At 48.6% G+C, this 16,568-nt stretch carries 14 protein-coding genes and 1 pseudogene; 3 read left to right on the forward strand and 12 right to left on the reverse strand.

The window, feature by feature from the left end:
* Positions 1–75: 75 nt before the first annotated feature.
* The 4 genes and pseudogenes from AC3WQ3_RS16505 to xylA form a co-directional block, all read right to left on the reverse strand.
* Positions 76–480 (reverse strand): annotated as a pseudogene (locus AC3WQ3_RS16505) (glycosyltransferase family 2 protein); the annotation flags it as partial.
* A gap of 44 nt (positions 481–524) precedes the next feature.
* Positions 525–1,241: a glycosyltransferase gene (locus AC3WQ3_RS16510; RefSeq protein WP_492472822.1), complete on the reverse strand. Its 717-nt coding sequence runs from the start codon at positions 1,239–1,241 to the stop codon at positions 525–527.
* Between the two features lie 370 nt (positions 1,242–1,611).
* Positions 1,612–3,105, reverse strand: coding sequence for a xylulokinase (xylB, locus tag AC3WQ3_RS16515; protein WP_492472823.1), 1,494 nt, complete (start codon positions 3,103–3,105; stop codon positions 1,612–1,614).
* Between the two features lie 495 nt (positions 3,106–3,600).
* Positions 3,601–4,917, reverse strand: a complete 1,317-nt coding sequence (gene xylA, locus AC3WQ3_RS16520) for a xylose isomerase (RefSeq protein WP_095292400.1) — start codon at positions 4,915–4,917, stop codon at positions 3,601–3,603.
* A gap of 199 nt (positions 4,918–5,116) precedes the next feature.
* On the opposite strand from xylA, the gene AC3WQ3_RS16525 reads away from it, so the two are divergent.
* Both AC3WQ3_RS16525 and AC3WQ3_RS16530 read left to right on the forward strand, forming a co-directional pair.
* Positions 5,117–6,283, forward strand: a complete 1,167-nt coding sequence (locus AC3WQ3_RS16525; RefSeq protein ID WP_492472824.1) for an ROK family protein — start codon at positions 5,117–5,119, stop codon at positions 6,281–6,283.
* 145 nt (positions 6,284–6,428) lie between these two features.
* Positions 6,429–6,626: a hypothetical protein gene (locus tag AC3WQ3_RS16530; protein WP_053779005.1), complete on the forward strand. Its 198-nt coding sequence runs from the start codon at positions 6,429–6,431 to the stop codon at positions 6,624–6,626.
* 238 nt (positions 6,627–6,864) lie between these two features.
* Here the strand turns inward: AC3WQ3_RS16530 and AC3WQ3_RS16535 are convergent, their stop codons facing one another.
* Together AC3WQ3_RS16535 and trxB are read right to left on the reverse strand one after the other, a co-directional pair.
* Entirely contained in the window at positions 6,865–7,095 is a 231-nt protein-coding gene (locus AC3WQ3_RS16535; RefSeq protein WP_095292396.1) for a glutaredoxin family protein, read from the reverse strand.
* 67 nt (positions 7,096–7,162) lie between these two features.
* Positions 7,163–8,104, reverse strand: a complete 942-nt coding sequence (gene trxB, locus AC3WQ3_RS16540; protein ID WP_095361760.1) for a thioredoxin-disulfide reductase — start codon at positions 8,102–8,104, stop codon at positions 7,163–7,165.
* Between the two features lie 256 nt (positions 8,105–8,360).
* Between trxB and AC3WQ3_RS16545 the strand changes: the two genes are divergently transcribed.
* Entirely contained in the window at positions 8,361–9,092 is a 732-nt protein-coding gene (locus tag AC3WQ3_RS16545) for a ZIP family metal transporter (protein ID WP_127539829.1), read from the forward strand.
* A gap of 185 nt (positions 9,093–9,277) precedes the next feature.
* On the opposite strand, the gene AC3WQ3_RS16550 is transcribed toward AC3WQ3_RS16545, so the two are convergent.
* From AC3WQ3_RS16550 to kduI, 6 genes are all read right to left on the reverse strand, one after another.
* The gene (locus tag AC3WQ3_RS16550; protein WP_492472825.1) at positions 9,278–11,227 is read right to left on the reverse strand and encodes a heavy metal translocating P-type ATPase; all 1,950 of its coding nucleotides are present in this window, start codon (positions 11,225–11,227) and stop codon (positions 9,278–9,280) included.
* A gap of 300 nt (positions 11,228–11,527) precedes the next feature.
* Positions 11,528–12,835: a homocysteine synthase gene (locus tag AC3WQ3_RS16555; protein WP_239304911.1), complete on the reverse strand. Its 1,308-nt coding sequence runs from the start codon at positions 12,833–12,835 to the stop codon at positions 11,528–11,530.
* Positions 12,836–13,071: 236 nt separating this feature from the next.
* Complete coding sequence (locus tag AC3WQ3_RS16560) at positions 13,072–13,917, reverse strand: sugar phosphate isomerase/epimerase family protein (protein WP_492472826.1); 846 nt, start codon at positions 13,915–13,917, stop codon at positions 13,072–13,074.
* A 36-nt stretch (positions 13,918–13,953) separates the two neighbouring features.
* A complete protein-coding gene (gene kduD, locus AC3WQ3_RS16565; protein WP_492472827.1) occupies positions 13,954–14,706 on the reverse strand; it encodes a 2-dehydro-3-deoxy-D-gluconate 5-dehydrogenase KduD in 753 nt (250 codons plus the stop codon).
* 100 nt (positions 14,707–14,806) lie between these two features.
* Entirely contained in the window at positions 14,807–15,565 is a 759-nt protein-coding gene (locus AC3WQ3_RS16570) for a DeoR/GlpR family DNA-binding transcription regulator (RefSeq protein WP_127539819.1), read from the reverse strand.
* 35 nt (positions 15,566–15,600) lie between these two features.
* Positions 15,601–16,440 (reverse strand): 5-dehydro-4-deoxy-D-glucuronate isomerase, encoded by an 840-nt coding sequence (kduI, locus tag AC3WQ3_RS16575; protein ID WP_095361811.1) that lies wholly within the window; start codon positions 16,438–16,440, stop codon positions 15,601–15,603.
* Between the last annotated feature and the right edge of the window lie 128 nt (positions 16,441–16,568).

A 16,568-nucleotide genomic window follows, 5' to 3' on the forward strand; every position in this document is an offset into this window, starting at 1 on the left:
GTACTCATCCTGCAGCCATACCTGCGGCATTTCCCTTGTACCCGGCTGCCAGCGCGTCCAGAAAATATTCGATATAATATCCTTCTGCGTGGAGACAAGCTGTTCCAGCGTGCGGGGATGCAGCACAAGATCGGAATCAATCAGGAAAACAGCATCGTAATGCTGTTCGCGGGCGTATTGCAGGATACGGTTTTTCAATCCAGCTACCCGCCAAATCTGTTCGTCGCGCCAGTAATGACCTCCCTCATCCCTGCTGTATATCCCTTTTCCCTGAGCAGTTCCATCATCGTTATCTAATTCAAATACAGTTCCTTCATGCTGTGATGCAAAATCAAGAAGGATATTGGAAGACGCCTCCTCTTCATTATCGTCTATAAACAAATAGTCCGTCTCCACCGTCGTTCGCTCCAAGAAGCTCAGAGATTCCAAAAATTCACGGAGCACTGCTGCGGTTTGACGAACCGGACTGGCAATCAGCACCTTCTCCTTCGGTTTTACCTTATTCAAGTACAGGCCCCCCTTTCTTATTCCATCCAGGGCAGCAGCCTTGGATCTGTATCCAGAATGGATTCATACTGTTCTCTCCAGCCGTACCTTGCATCCGGATCCAGTGCCTGATAACGCTCGAATTTGCGGATGCGATCCTCCTCGCGAGCCCAGCCGTAATGCTTCACACGAGGCGTATGACACCCATAGGCAAAATGCTGGATCGTAAGAGGGAAACGTCCGCAGTGCTGCGGGGTTTCCTTCCACTCATAAGTCAATCCGGGACGATAACGGACAAGAAATGGACGGTAATATGCATGTGCCTGCCAATATTGATCCTCCCGGTAGTGCGTATTACTCCACATATCAAACAATCTGAAGTAGATCGCGTCCTCGCTACTTCCCAGGAGCTGATTGCGCTGCATGCCAAAGTCAGCCGTCAGAATCTCATCGGCATCCAGATTCAGAATCCATTCGGGTCCAGTAGCTATCGTTGCCTCCCATTGCTGCTTGCGCAGACTCACTTCATCGGCGAACCGGGACGCCCGATTTTCCACCATGACCAGGGGAATCCCTTCAAGCAGCTCTTTGCATAAGGCCACCGTATTATCGGTGCTCCCATCATCTATGATGACCGCACGATCAATCCAAGGCCGGTGCGTTTGCAGCGCCTGTCTAAGATATCGCTGTTCTTCATTGCGTACGATCATGGACAGCGTAATATGTCGTCTTTCGTCTCCCTCACGGTCATTCAAAGCTTCACCCCCGCGTCTGAAGCTGACTTTTATTTTCTCTCAAGGTTTTGCTATCCGATTGCAGCTAAGAAAGGTATATGGGACTGGATTGGAGCATATTTACAGGCTTAAGTATTTATCAGATAAACTTTCATCTTGACCCATCATCGGCCTCACTTTGACGTCTGGCTTGTTGGCTTATGCCCATCCTCTATATTCAATCTATGCATATCCGGGATGGGGTTATGTCTGAGAACTCCGCTCTCGGAACTCACCACTTACTGTGCTCTAGTGCTTTTAGTTCCTGTCTATATTCAACAAAAAAAGCACCCGCTTCCGCGAGTGCTTCGGTTAACCTTTGTTACATATATTGAATGATTCACGTTATGAATTAACGGTACTCTGCCAGACGATCATTCAAGCTGCGTGTCTGACCATATACTTCCTGATACAGTGCAAAGAGTCCATCATATACGGCTACCGTTTCCGGGTTCGGTACATAGGATTTGGCAGGACGAATGAACGCTGCCGCACAATCCTGCAGGGAAGGGAACCAGCCGCAGCCATATGCTGCAAGCATTGCCGCGCCCATTGCCGGGCCCTGCTCACTCTCAAGCTTCACAATCGTGGCGTCAAAGATATCCGCCTGCATTTGCAGCCAGGCTTCATTTTTGGCACCACCTCCGATGGAGATGACCTCATTGACCGTTTTGCCTGCACCACGCAGAATATCGATCGATTCCCGCAGGGAGAACGTAATTCCTTCCATGACTGCACGCCCAAAGTGCTCCAGCTTATGTCCGGCATCCATGCCAATAAAGCTGCCGCGAATGTTCGCATCTGGATGAGGTGTCCGCTCTCCGACGATATAAGGGGTGAACAGCAATCCGTTGCTGCCAGCCGGAATCTGATCAATTCCCTGCAAGAGCATATCAAACGATTTGTCCGCTGCAAACGTATCCTTAAACCAGGACAGACTGTATCCAGCTGCAAGCGTTACCCCCATAATATAGAAGGCATCCTTCTCCCCATGGTTAAAGAAGTGGACTTTGCCTTCGAAATCGAGGTCTTTGCGTTCTTCATAAGAAAGCACAACCCCGGACGTACCGATGCTGCACATCGTTTGTCCTTCACTCAGAATGCCTGCGCCGATTGCCCCGCACGCATTGTCGGCTCCACCTGCAAATACTTTGGTCGCAGCCGCAAGGCCCGTTTGATCTGCGATCTCTGGAAGCAATGTGCCCACTTCTTCAAACGATTCCACGAGACGCGGACAAAGTGAGATCGGCAGTTCAAAAGCTTCCGCAATCTCCTTGCTCCACTCCTTGCCAGCAACGTCCAGCAGCAATGTACCTGCTGCATCCGAATAATCCATGGCATAATCGCCAGTCAGGCGATATCGAACATAGTCCTTCGGCAGCAGGAACAAGGATGCTTGCTGCAGCAGCTCCGGCTCGTTCTCCTGTACCCACAGGATTTTCGGCAGCGTGAAGCCTTCAAGTGCACGGTTCCGGGCGATGCTTAATAGTTTATTGTCCAATACTTTCTCAATGCGGCGGCACTGAGCCGTAGTACGTGTATCGTTCCACAGAATGGCATTGCGCAGTGGTTTCCCCTCCGCATCTACCAGAACAAGTCCATGCATTTGCCCGGAGAAGCTAAGCCCCTCAATTTCAGAAGGCTGTACGCCGGATACTTCCAGCAATTTGCGCAGGGAGACAATAGTCTGTTCTACCCAATCTTCCGGATTCTGCTCACTGTAGCCAGCCTTCGGCTGGTGCAGCGGGTAAGCCTCGGATGCTTCAAATGCCACTTTTCCTTCACGGTTAACCAGCACCGTTTTGACTGCGCTGGTTCCCAGATCGACACCAATTACGTAACTCATGGGTATCCCTCGTTTCTTAACATGATTATATAAAAGAAGCTTTGTTAAGCATGAGGTCACTTCGTGATCAGAAAACCTTCCGATCGCCGTTACCCCCGGATTTCCTTCATTCCCTTTCAAGGGAGAAATCCGGGGATAAATGCGAACGCTTCGCTTCTTCAGGTCCTTTCTGCTCACTTCGTTCTGCATGCATTATCATGGAAAAACATTTATATCAAAACAGTAAAAAAGTACTCGTTCTTATAGCGGAAAGATTGATCCAGTGACCTTGATTAGTCATTGGTTATAAATGAAACGTCATCAATTGAGCATGTAGCAACTTCGTGATCCGAAAACCATTAAAATTCACTCCGTTTGGTATCAAAAAACCGCCCCCGCCTTCCCAGGGGAAAGTCGGGGACGGTCCGAATGTCATGCTGTTCAACGTCCATGGTACAAGCTCGTGCATATATGGACGGTGTCCCTAGCCAAGCTTATACAAGTTGATTCCAGTTATTAGTCAGCCAAGATGTATTGGTTGAGTTTTGCTCTCAGCAATTCTTGACGACCGGATTGGTTTTTGCGTGGGCTTTCGTTGTTCAGTGCGTATTCTGCAAGGGAAGCCAGAGTCGCTTTGCCTGCAACAACCTCAGCACCGATACCTTCTTTGAAGCTGCTGTAACGTTTTTCGATGAAGTCATCGAATACGCGGTCTTCGATCAGTTTTGCAGCTACTTTCAGACCTTTAGCATACGTATCCATACCTGCGATGTGAGCCAGGAACAGATCGTCTGCTTCGAAGGATCCACGGCGTACTTTGGCGTCAAAGTTTACACCACCACGGCCGATACCGCCGTTTTTCAATACTTCGTACATTGTCAATGTTGCATCGTACATATCCACTGGGAACTCATCCGTATCCCAACCGATCAGCATATCGCCTTGGTTGGCATCGAGGGAACCGAGCATGCCGTTTGTACGGGCAACACGGATTTCGTGATCGAATGTGTGACCAGCCAGAGTTGCATGGTTTGCTTCCAGGTTCAGCTTGAAGTGTTTGTCCAAACCGTATTTTTGCAGGAAGGCAATGGAAGTCGCTGCATCATAGTCATATTGGTGTTTCGTTGGCTCTTTCGGTTTAGGCTCGATCAGGAATTGTGCGTCAAAGCCAATTTCCTTCGCGTAGTCTACAGCCATGTGGAACATGCGGGCAATGTTGTCCTGCTCCAGCTGCATGTCTGTGTTCAGCAATGTGTCGTAACCTTCACGGCCGCCCCAGAATACATAGTTTTCAGCGCCCAGACGTTTACCCACTTCCAGACCTTTCTTGATTTGCGCTGCTGCATGTGCGTACACGTCAGCATTGCATGTGGAAGCTGCACCAAACATGAAGCGCGGGTTGGAGAACATGTTCGCCGTGTTCCAGAGCAGTTTTTTGCCGCTGGATTTCATGTGGTCTTCAATCAGGTCAACGATCGTATCGATGTTGCTGTAGAACTCACGCAGGCTGTTGCCTTCTGGTGCGATGTCCACATCGTGGAAACAGAAGAACGGGAGATTCATTTTTTCCAAAAATTCAAAAGCCGCTTCCACGCGTACTTTCGCGAGGTCCAGACCCGAGTATTTATCCCAAGAACGAACAGCTGTCTCTGCACCGAACGGGTCACTGCCGCCTGCAGTTAATGTATGCCAGTAAGCCATGCCGAAACGGAAGTGCTCTTCCATCGTTTTGCCGGCCACAACTTCTTCCGGATTATAATGTTTGAATGAAAAAGGATTGGTGGAGTCTTTGCCTTCAAATGCGATTTTATTAACGGATTCAAAATAGGCCATGTAAAATGCCTCCTCAATAGTTTTAAAGAAATCGTTTACACCGTTATCCTATCACATCGGTTTTACTTTGTCTATTGGTTAAACAAAGTAAAATAAAATTGTTTTTTCCGGGTTTGTTTACGCTATAATAGTCGAATAGCTTGAGAACGGGATGAATGATTGAACCCTTTTATATACAGAATAGGAGTGCCTGATTGTTATGAAAATTACTGGAGACCAGATGCTGGTCAAAAAAATAAACAAGTCCATCGTCCTCGATACGATTCGTCGTCATGCCCCTCTTTCCCGCGCAAGAGTATCCGAAGTTACGGGACTTAACAAAGCAACCGTGTCCAACCTTGTTGCCGATCTCATCAGCGATGAGCTTGTCCAGGAAATTGGTCCGGGTGAATCCAGCGGTGGCCGCAAGCCGCTCATGCTGCTGTTTCGAGGTACGGCTGGATATGCAGTTGGTCTGGAGCTGAGCGTAACTCACCTGAAGGGTGTGCTTACCGATCTGGAGGGCCATATCATAACGGAGTATGCCATCAAACTGGAACAGCATGATGTGCCTTCCGTATTGGAACAGCTGAAACGTGCAGCGGAACATCTGATGCAGTCGGCTCCCCCCTCCCCACATGGTGTAATTGGTATTGGCATTGGGGTACCTGGGATGGTAGATGAGGCTGGAATAGTGCTGTTTGCACCCAACCTGGGTTGGGAGAAGGTCGAGCTTCGCTCCATGCTGGAGGAGATGTTTGAGCTTCCTGTAACGATTGACAACGAGGCCAATGCAGGGGCTCATGGGGAATTGAATTTTGGCAGCGGCATTGGTGTACGTCATCTCATCTATATCAGTGCAGGGATGGGTATCGGATCGGGAATTATGGTAGACGGTGAATTGTACAAAGGTGCCTGGGGCTACGCCGGGGAGACAGGCCACATGTCAATCGAAGCCGAAGGCAGACCCTGCTCCTGTGGCAATCACGGCTGCTGGGAGCTATATGCTTCCGAAAAAGCCTATGAGCACCCCGACCATCAGCTTCATTTGCCGGCTCACACCACCCGCGAGCTCGTAGAATATGCACAGCAAGGTCATGAGGCAGTATTGAACTTATACGAGAACATCGGCCGCAAACTGGGCGTGGGCATCACGAATATCGTTAACAGCTTCAATCCCGAACGCATCATCATTGGCGGACCACTCTCGGAAGCAGGTCCATGGATTGAAACAGCTCTCAAACAAGTCGTCGAAGAACGTACACTGCCCTATCACCGTCGCAGTTTGCAAATCGAATGGGCAGCACTGGGCAGCCGTTCTACCCGTATTGGTGCCGCTTACTCAGCTATTTCCCAGTTTCTGGGTAAAATAAGAGTGTCGGTCTAATAACCGCTGAAAATTGACATCATTTCGCCCCATTTCCTCCCTTTTTGTTAAAGAAATCCAGAGTTATAATGAGAATATGTGATTTTTGTCATGGCGGGATGATTGCCGCTGTGTTAATTCCTATAACGAAACGGAGTGAAAACCCGTGACCTACGTGGATACTTCAGATATCTCGGCGCAAATGTTTGTCACCGTACTCCTGTTCTTGATCGTGCTTGCGCCGCTGTTCAGCCTCGGCATACTTCGATTGTTTCAGAGCAAAAAGAAGGCTGGGTTCATGTATATGCTGTCAGGCGTATTGGTGTATGTTGTTTTTCAGACGTTTATGAGCATCTTTTTTTAGATGAAATACCTGGTTTAAATGACGAAATCCCCTTTCGCAGTGTATCTTGAGTTCATGTTACCATGTGCTCCTGATCACTGACGCAAGGGGATTTTTCTTATCAAAAAATAACGTAATGCCAACAAAAGAAGCCCCAGTCCTATTCAGGACTAAGGCTCCCTTTATATTATATATTCAAACGGCTCGCGCGAACCGGAATAGCTTAATGTAGCTTGATTGAATCCCTGTACTGGGATAATTAAGCGTCCAGTGCTTTTGCGAATTGCGTTTTGTTCATACCCAGGATGCGGTGTTCACCAATAACAGTCAGAGGTACTGCACGTACGCCCATATCCCATACTTGTTGTGCAAACTCGTCACTTGTCTCGATATTGCGCTCTTCATAAGAAATTCCTTTATCAGCCAGGAACGTCTTCACCGCTTTGCAGTTCGGGCAGTTGGTCGATGTGTATACAATTACGTTTTCCATTATTCATTCACCTCATATAGTTTATATATAGTTATAACGTTAATTTACCCAATTTAAACGAGATACCTTACAGTGCGACTGCGCTATGCTCCAGGCTTTCGATGAATTTCTCTGCATCCATTGCAGCCATACATCCGCTGCCTGCCGCTGTAATCGCTTGTTTGTAGCGTGTATCTTGAACGTCTCCACAAGCGAATACGCCTGGAATGTTCGTTTCAGAAGTACCTGGTGTGGTCATAATATACCCATGTTCATCTGTTGTAATCTGTCCACCAAGGAACCCCGTGTTAGGTGTGTGACCGATCGCTACAAATACGCCGCTTGCCGGAAGAATTTCTTCTTCGCCCGTTGCGTTGTTCAACACTTTCAGTCCAGTTACCCCATGATCACCAGCAATGACTTCGATCGGCGTACGGTTCAGAGCCATTTCCACTTTTTCGTTGCTGCGTGCACGATCTTGCATGATTTTGGAACCGCGCAGCTCCTCACGACGGTGAACCAAAGTTACTTTGGAACCGAAACGGGACAGGAAGCTTGCTTCTTCCAGTGCAGAGTCGCCTCCACCGATAACGATGATTTCTTTGTTGCGGAAGAAGAATCCGTCACATGTTGCGCAAGTGCTGACACCGCGGCCCACGTTTGTTTCTTCTCCAGGAATACCAAGGTATTTAGCAGATGCACCAGTAGACAGGATTAAGGTTTCCGATACCAGTTCACCCATGCCCTCAACCTGAATTTTGAAAGGACGCTCACTCATATCGACGTTGTTTACCCAGCCTGTGCGGAATTCAGCGCCAAAACGTTCTGCTTGTTTACGCATGTTATCCATCAGTTCAGGACCCATAATGCCATCAGGGAAACCTGGGAAGTTCTCCACTTCCGTTGTTGTTGTCAGTTGGCCACCAGGTTGTGGTCCTTCGATAACCAGTGGGTTAAGGTTGGCACGAGCCAGATAGATTGCTGCTGTCAGCCCTGCTGGGCCTGTTCCGATAATAATGGATTTATACATGTATAGTTCCTCCCCCGAGTTCTGCAAAAAGGTTGGGCTCACTAGCATCAAAAGCAAATGCCCCTGCATACACTAGATCGATATAAGCCTAAATCATGTCCACAAGACCTGCCCGATATGACAATTGCCCTATGCAGAAATGGAATTCTAATTTATAATCATTCTAATCTGTTGTTCATTATGATCTCTTTTAACTACGGTGTCAATGCTCGGCAGCGATTATGAAGAAGTCTTCATCAGGAGGGAAAATGGAAGCATGAACGATGCACTCATTGGCAGCTTTATCTCAGCCATGTCTACCGGCCTTGGGGCCGTACCTATTCTATTTATGCGAAAAGTAACGCACCGTCTGCGTGATATCTTGCTTGCTTACGCAGCAGGTATTATGACCTCAGCCTCGGTGTACAATCTCATTCCCGAAGCGCTGGGGCAGTCGAACCTTTTCGTACTTGCTCTCGGTATTATGCTCGGCAGCATGGTTTTGCTGGTACTCGAAATGAAGATCCCTCATGTGGATCTGGAGAATCCGGAGAAGATGCCATTTAAAATTGAAGCCAAAGCCTTCATGATTATTGCAGCCATCACCATGCATAACCTGCCTGAAGGCTTATCTGTAGGTGTCAGTTATGCCAGTACCGATGCCAGTCTGGGCAATCTCATTGCCTTTTCGATCGGATTACAGAATGCTCCCGAAGGGTTTCTGGTCGCTCTCTTTCTCGTGAACCAGAACATCGGCCGATTCAAGGCACTTGGGATCGCTACCCTGACAGGAGCCGTCGAAATTATCACGGCCATGATTGGCTACACACTCAGCAGTCTCGTGGCAGGACTCGTGCCATATGGTCTTGCATTTGCAGCAGGTGCGATGATGTTCATCGTATACAAGGAGCTGATTCCTGAAAGTCACGGCGACGGCAATGCACGTGTGGCTACCGTTTCATTTTTGCTAGGACTCATTACGATGATTGGTTTGACTGAACTATTCTAAGCAAAACTTTTCCGAAGATCAACGTACATCCCAAAGAACCTGAGGACAGATCATTCTGCCCTGCAGGTTCTTTTTTTGGTCACAAATGAAGATTACATGAATTTACTGGGAGCCTCTGTAAGGTTAACTGAATACGTCCTATCCGGATGCGTAGAACGATTCCTACGGGTTTATTCTCCGAATCATCAGCGCAGCAGTCTTAGACCATTGAGTATAACCAGAATCGTGCTGCCCTCATGCCCAACAACCCCCAGCGGCAATGCAACACCTTGCAGAAAATTCCCCGCAATCAGTGCCAGAATAACCGTAATGGCAAAAAACATATTCTGCTTCACCGTCCGTTGTGCTCTTCGTGCCTGCTCAATTATCCAGGCAATTTCCTCAATATTATCATTCATGAGCACCACATCAGCAACCTCCAGCGCTGTCCCGCTCCCCGACATTCCCATACCCATGCCCACAGTAGCTGCTGCAAGTGCAGGCGCGTCATTAACACCATCACCAACCATGAGCACCTGTCCGTACTCTTGACGTAATGCCTGTACCTGTTTCACTTTATCTTCGGGAAGCAGATCGGCATAGACGAGACTTACTCCTGTTTCCCGTGCAATCACAGCTGCGGATTTAGCCCGGTCACCTGTCAGCATGGCCACCTTCACGCCCATATTCTCCAGCTTCTTCACTGCTGCTGCGGCTTGTGGACGAACGGTATCCCGCATGGCGATCAGGCCAGCAAAATGGTTATCCGCCATCACGATGGATACCGTTTTGCCTTCACGCTCAAGTCGGGCACGTTCATCGTGCCAGTGTGGATGGGTATTCAAGTGCATTTCATTCGTTTTTCCAATCTTCCAGAGAACACCGTGTACGTACCCTTCAATCCCCCAACCTGTCAGCGTTTGTACCCGTTCGGCCTCTTGAATCACGATACCTTCACGCACTGCCTGATCTACAATGGCACGAGCCAGCGGGTGCATGGACATGTTCTCAATTGCAGCTGCTGCAGACAGCAGTTCGGCGTGACTTATGCCCTCGGCTGTTAATATATCTGTGACTTCGGGAGTACCCATGGTCAATGTTCCTGTTTTATCAAAAGCCACGACCCGGGTCTGAGCCATATTCTCCACATGGGCCCCTCCCTTGAACAGAATGCCCCGACGTGCACTGCTGGACATCGCAGACAGCATGACTGGCATGATGGAGGAAACCAGTGCACAAGGTGAAGCTACAACGAGAAAAACCATCGCTTTATAAAAAGCCTCATTCCAAGTCCAGCCCAGCAGCAGTGGAGCTCCTGCGATAACCATCAGAGTTACACCCACAACCACTCGTGCGTAAATGCCTTCGAATCGCTCAATGAAACGCTGTGAATCCGGTACTTCTGCTTGTGCCTCTTCGACCAGCTTAATAATTTTGCCAAACAGCGAACCTGCAGCTGACTTCGTTACCTCTACATACAAAGCACCTTCTCCATTGAGCGTTCCTGCATAAACCTCGTCACCCTCAGCTTTATCCACCGGCAGGGATTCCCCCGTAATGGAAGCCTGATTAATGAATGAACTCCCGCGATAAACGGTACCGTCGGCCGGGATTAACTCCCCCGGTTTGACCAGCAGCAGGTCACCAGGCTTCAGCTCATCAATGGCGACAAGGTTCATCTGTCCATTCTCGATGCGCAGTGCTGTCTCCGGCTTAAGTGCCATCAGCGATGAAATATCCTTATGACTCCGTTCCGTCGCATAACTTTCCAGCGCACCACTTAACGCAAAAATGAAGATCAGCATCGCGCCTTCATTCCAGTATCCAATAGCTGCAGCACCCAGTGATGCAGCAATCATGAGCAGATTGACATCCAGATCACGGTCCTTGACCAGTGTCTTTATGCCCTCCTTGGCCTTGGTCCATCCTCCGATTGCATAAGAGACGATGTACAGTATGATGGATATTGCATTGAAATAGGGTGAAGTTCCCCATGCAACAAGCATTAATAACCCGCTGCCGAGAGCCGCCTGCATCTCCTTATTCCGGAGCATGGCGCGAAAATTAGGTTTACGTCCACGATTCGGGTTAGGTGACTGAGCGGAGTTCTGTTCTGCTTGTGCCTGGGTGGGTATAGGTTGATGTATCGCTTGCATGTGAATCACAATCCTTTCTTGTTTCGTTGATTTAAGTTGCGCCGTATTGAGAATGAGAGCCATTGTTAATGCCCTAAAAATGACACATGCTGCTGCGGGAATCCCGCAGCAGCATGGTTTTCGAATGAGAATGATAATCATTTTTGCACTTATCCAATTATGTTTACCCAATACAACTTTGAGTATATTATAGGCCTCAGTTTGACGTTTGTAAATGGGCAGTTTCCTAATTGCCTGCTGCTGGAACGCAAAAAAAGCCGCCTGTCCTAAAGGACAGCGGCTTTCGTATAATCCCTTTGGTTACGCTCCAACACTTGCTCCCTGACTCGCCTTGATGGCTTGTTCCAGGTCATACAGGATATCCTGAATATTTTCCGTTCCGACAGACAGACGAATGAGTTCAGGGTTAACACCTGCTGCGGTCTGCTCATCTTCTGTCAGCTGCTGATGGGTTGTGCTAGCCGGGTGAATGATCAGTGACTTGGAATCACCCACATTTGCAAGATGTGAGAACAGCTTCACACTTTCGATCAGCTTACGTCCTGCATCTACACCGCCTTTAATACCAAATGTCAGGATTGCCCCCTGCCCTCTTGGCAGATACTTTTGTGCGAGTTCATAGGAGGCATGACTCGGCAGACCCGCGTAGCTCACCCACAGAACATCCTCGTGCTTCTCCAGATATTCCGCAACAGCCAGTGCATTGCTGCTATGGCGTTCCACACGCAGATGCAATGTTTCCAGTCCTTGCAGCAGCAGCCATGAATTAAATGGCGAGATGGTCGCGCCCAAATCGCGCAGCAGCTGCACACGCGCTTTGATGATATAGGCAATCGGTCCAACCGCTTCGGTATATACCACACCGTGATAACTGGAGTCCGGCTCCGTCAGACCCGGAAATTTGCCGCTCGCTTTCCAGTCAAATTTTCCGCTATCGACAATCACGCCACCAATGGAAGTACCATGACCGCCAATAAACTTCGTCGCCGAGTGAACCACAATATCCGCTCCATGTTCAATCGGACGAAGCAAGTATGGGCTGGGGAACGTGTTATCCACGATCAAAGGAATACCATGCTCATGGGCAATCGCCGCAACCGCTTCAATGTCCAGCACGTTTCCTTGAGGATTACCGATCGTTTCCGCATATAATGCTTTCGTTTTCTCTGTAATGGCCGCCCTGAAATTCTCGGGATCACTGGAATCAACGAACTTCACATCAAGACCCAGCTTCGGCAATGTAGTTGAGAACAAATTATACGTACCACCATACAAGCTCGCCGAGGATACAATTTCATCCCCTGCACCTGCGATATTCAAGAGAGAAAACGTAATGGCAGCCTGCCCGGAAGCTGTAGCCAGTGCCCCGGCTCCTCCCTCCAATGCCGCAATCCGCTGCTCGAACACATCGGTTGTCGGGTTCATTAGACGAGTATAGATGTTGCCAAACTCTTTCAAACCAAACAGATTGGCAGCATGTTCCGTGTCCTTGAAACCATAAGATGTGGTCTGATACAAAGGCACAGCACGTGCATGAGTCGTTGGATCAATCTCCTGGCCTGCATGAATTGCCAATGTTTCAAATGAAAGCTCACGTTCGTTTGACATAAATCTGAATCCTCCCTTGGGTTATACGTTTCAAAGATCCTGATGTCCTCACATGATGGCGTATGTTTTCCATATTCTCTCACAAGATGTCGTGTTTGAAAAGAGTTATTTCCGATTTATCCGATAAGGAATATTTTATATGTATGGTCGACAAGGTTATACCAAAAAACCTTTGCGAGGGCAAAGGTTTCCTGGCTATTTTAATATCGCAGAATGAGCTTATCTTCAGCTCATCTCTACACTCTCACACCATTCCATACTTCACGCAAATGCTTGGCTGCAGGAACTGCCTCTTCGGCGGTTACACCCTCCAGTGAGATATCGATATGTGGCTTATACGTTTTTAACAGTTCGAAAAACAGCGGATAATCCAATATGCCTGCACCGGGTACTGGATTAATCTTCTCACCCTGTGCATTGAAGGCCACATCCTTCGCATGAATGACAATGATTCGCTGGTATAGCGTCTCCATTACATCACGCAGGAAAGCACCCTGGTCTGTAACATGCGCCTGTTTGATCAGATTGCATGGATCAAACAACATGCCCAGATTGGAGGACGGGATCTCTTCAAACAAACGAGTCATATGTTCACGTGTATGAAGTGTGTGGGTAGACACAGGCTCAATGGCCGCATGTACGCCCCACTTTTCCGCTTCCTCCGTGATTTCCTCCAGCGTTTCCCGCAGCACGCTCCATGCTTTTTCTTCATACCCATCTGGATGGGTGGCTTGGTAGGTGTCCAATCCTCCCGTTTCTGTTGCAACCATGCTGCAGCCAAAATCCCGGGCATACCGCAGATGTTCCTTGAAACGCTCGATGTCTGCCCGTCTGCGTTCAGCATTCGGATCGATCGGATTAATATAGCAGCCCAGAACAGCGATCTTGACTCCGCGGCTTGCAAACTGCTCCCCAATTTCATTCGCCAGTCCCGGACTGAGTTTGCCGTTAGACGAGTCAACATCCGATAGGGCTTTTGCAAGTGCCAGCTGAACCGAGTTGAATCCATGCTCTGCGATCGTCTTTGCCAGCTGGGCTGTAGGCTGCTGGCCAAACGTATGTGCCAGAATACCAAGTTTCATGTCACTGCCTCCTTCAATCATTGATAGCAGAGCAGATTAACGAGCCATCCAGCCGCCATCTACATTTAGTACATGACCATTCAAATAATCTGAAGCAGACGATGCAAGAAACACGACCGGCCCTTTCAGATCTTCTGGAGTTCCCCACCGTCCTGCCGGAATACGTGCTGTGATATCCCGATACCGGTTTTCATCCGCGCGAATTTGAGTGGTATTATCCGTCTCCATGTAACCTGGTGCAATACCGTTAATTTGTATACCTTTGCCTGCCCACTCATTGGCGAGAGCTTTGGTCAAGCCCGCAACCCCATGCTTACTTGCTGTATAACCCGGGACGTTAATACCGCCCTGATAGGACAACATGGATGCGATATTGATGATTTTGCCACTACCCCGTTCAATCATATGTCTGCCCGCCAGTTGGCTCAAGAAAAATACCGTGTTCAGGTTAAGCCCGATGACATCGTGCCAGTCCTGCTGTCCGTGGTCAGCCGCAGGTGTACGTCGAATGATCCCCGCATTGTTAACGAGAATATCTATTTTACCTTGGAAAGCTAATGCCTTCTCAAATACTGCCGGCAATTCATCTTCACGACTTAAATCGGCTTCAATGATATATGCTTTGCGCCCGAGCGCTTCGATCGCACCTGCCGTCTCGGATGGTTTTGAATAGGAAACGAGTACCACATCTGCTCCGGCTTCGGCCAGACCAATCGCTATTCCCTGTCCCAAACCACCGGAAGTACCGGTTACAAGCGCAACTTGTCCGCTTAGATCAAATGGATTCATGAATGATTCCTCCGCATGTTATGAGATGCAAACCTATAAGTGATGCCAACCAACTTTTGCATATGCTTAGCGATTCAGAAAAATAAATGCTTCTGTGCGTTTAGCTTTGATAATCGACTTTGACACCGATTTGGTTATACAGTGCAGCGGTCTCTTCACCCAGATGACTGTCACTGATAATACAGTCCAGCTCCGAACAATGCGCGAAGGTCCGCAGCGCAAATTGCCCAAATTTATAGTGGTCCACCACGCCGAAGACCTGCTGGGAGGCGGAGATCATCGCTTTTTTCAGAGGAACCAGATCACCTGTATAGATGGAGAGTCCGAACTCCGGATGTAGTGCAGTGGTAGAGATAAATGCTTTGTGGATATTAAGACTGGAGATAAAAGCCGCCGTGTCGTCTCCCACCAGCATATTACGGACTCTCGCCCCACCAGGCACGACCAGCCGGACCTGCTCCTTCTTGGTTAGCTCAGCAATAATGAAGAGATCATTGGTTACGACAGTGAGCGGCTGATTGTCCAACCGCTTCGCCATCTCGAGTGTGGTGCTCCCTCCGTCCAGCGCAATAATTTCATTGGGACGTATATAAGCGAGCGCACGCTCGGCGATTTCCGTCTTCTCCGAATGATGCTTCTCTGTGGCTCCTCGGCTCGTGAGGATACCATACTGGTCATTCTGAGCCAGCATGGCCCCTCCGTGGACACGTACAAGCAGTCCCATCGCTTCCAGCTTGTCGAGATCCTCCCGAACCGTCTTGCCTGTCACCTGCAGGAGTTCGCTCAGATCATTAACGGTAACTTCCTGGCGCTCCAGCAGAGCCTCCATAATTTTCTCATGTCTTTTTAATGGATTCATACAATCAACTTCCTGTTTCTTTGGAATTTACGCGTTTATTTCAGGTCTTTCATCGCTACGCCGTCCATATCCTCGAACGTTTGGTTCTCACCAGCCATGGCCCAACAGAAGGTATAACTGCTTGTGCCAACGCCGCTGTGAATGGACCAGCTTGGAGAGATGATCGCCTGACGGTCACGTACAACCAGATGCCGGGTCTCGTTCGGCTCGCCCATCATGTGGAACACTACTCCGTCTTCGGGAAGATTCCAATACAAATATACTTCGGAGCGGCGGTTATGGGTATGTGCAGGCATCGTATTCCACATGTTGCCCTTGTCGAGCTCCGTGATGCCCATCACCAGCTGACAGCTCTGAATTCCGCCCTCTCCCTGATGGATGTAGCGATAAATGGTCCGTTCATTCGAACTTTCAATACTGCCCAGATGATTCGGCTGAGCTTGTTCCTGGGTTGCCTTTTGCGTAGGATAAGCGTGATGTGCCGGTGTGGATACAAAGTAGAACTGAGCCGGCTGCTCATTGCCATTACTTTTAAATACGACTTCTTTTACGCCTTTTCCGATATACAGGCATTCTTTGGCACCAATTTCGTAACCCTGTCCATCTGCAGTGACCGTTCCATGTCCTCCAACATTGATGATACCGATTTCACGACGCTCCAGGAAAAAGTCCGTTCCAATGTCCTTCAGGTTCACTTCAAGCGCAATGTCCTTGCTCTGAGGTACCGCAGTTCCTACAATATAACGGTCCACATGAGAATATACAGTAACCAGCTCGTCTGTTGCGAACAATTGCTCCATTAGAAATTCCTCACGCAGGCGAGACGTATCATAATTTTTCACTTCATTGGGGTGTGCAGCATAACGATTTTCCATCATTAATCCATTCCCTTCGTCAATTGAGTGATGTTTGAGATGATTTGATTACAAGGTTCATATAAGTTCATTTTAGTTCATTATGTATCATTTGTGTACCTTTTTTTGAAAATAAACTATTTTAATTA

This window comes from Paenibacillus sp. FW104-T2, assembly GCF_058789975.1.

What these genes read in the sequence shown, in the direction of transcription:
- kduI (WP_095361811.1), bottom strand. Translation starts at nt 16,440, where the DNA reads ATGGAAAATCGTTATGCTGCACACCCCAATGAAGTGAAAAATTATGAT.
- xylB (WP_492472823.1), bottom strand. Translation starts at nt 3,105, where the DNA reads ATGAGTTACGTAATTGGTGTCGATCTGGGAACCAGCGCAGTCAAAACG.
- AC3WQ3_RS16560 (WP_492472826.1), bottom strand. Translation starts at nt 13,917, where the DNA reads ATGAAACTTGGTATTCTGGCACATACGTTTGGCCAGCAGCCTACAGCC.
- AC3WQ3_RS16525 (WP_492472824.1), top strand. Translation starts at nt 5,117, where the DNA reads ATGAAAATTACTGGAGACCAGATGCTGGTCAAAAAAATAAACAAGTCC.
- AC3WQ3_RS16535 (WP_095292396.1), bottom strand. Translation starts at nt 7,095, where the DNA reads ATGGAAAACGTAATTGTATACACATCGACCAACTGCCCGAACTGCAAA.
- trxB (WP_095361760.1), bottom strand. Translation starts at nt 8,104, where the DNA reads ATGTATAAATCCATTATTATCGGAACAGGCCCAGCAGGGCTGACAGCA.
- AC3WQ3_RS16570 (WP_127539819.1), bottom strand. Translation starts at nt 15,565, where the DNA reads ATGAATCCATTAAAAAGACATGAGAAAATTATGGAGGCTCTGCTGGAG.
- AC3WQ3_RS16555 (WP_239304911.1), bottom strand. Translation starts at nt 12,835, where the DNA reads ATGTCAAACGAACGTGAGCTTTCATTTGAAACATTGGCAATTCATGCA.
- kduD (WP_492472827.1), bottom strand. Translation starts at nt 14,706, where the DNA reads ATGAATCCATTTGATCTAAGCGGACAAGTTGCGCTTGTAACCGGTACT.
- xylA (WP_095292400.1), bottom strand. Translation starts at nt 4,917, where the DNA reads ATGGCCTATTTTGAATCCGTTAATAAAATCGCATTTGAAGGCAAAGAC.
- AC3WQ3_RS16545 (WP_127539829.1), top strand. Translation starts at nt 8,361, where the DNA reads ATGAACGATGCACTCATTGGCAGCTTTATCTCAGCCATGTCTACCGGC.
- AC3WQ3_RS16550 (WP_492472825.1), bottom strand. Translation starts at nt 11,227, where the DNA reads ATGCAAGCGATACATCAACCTATACCCACCCAGGCACAAGCAGAACAG.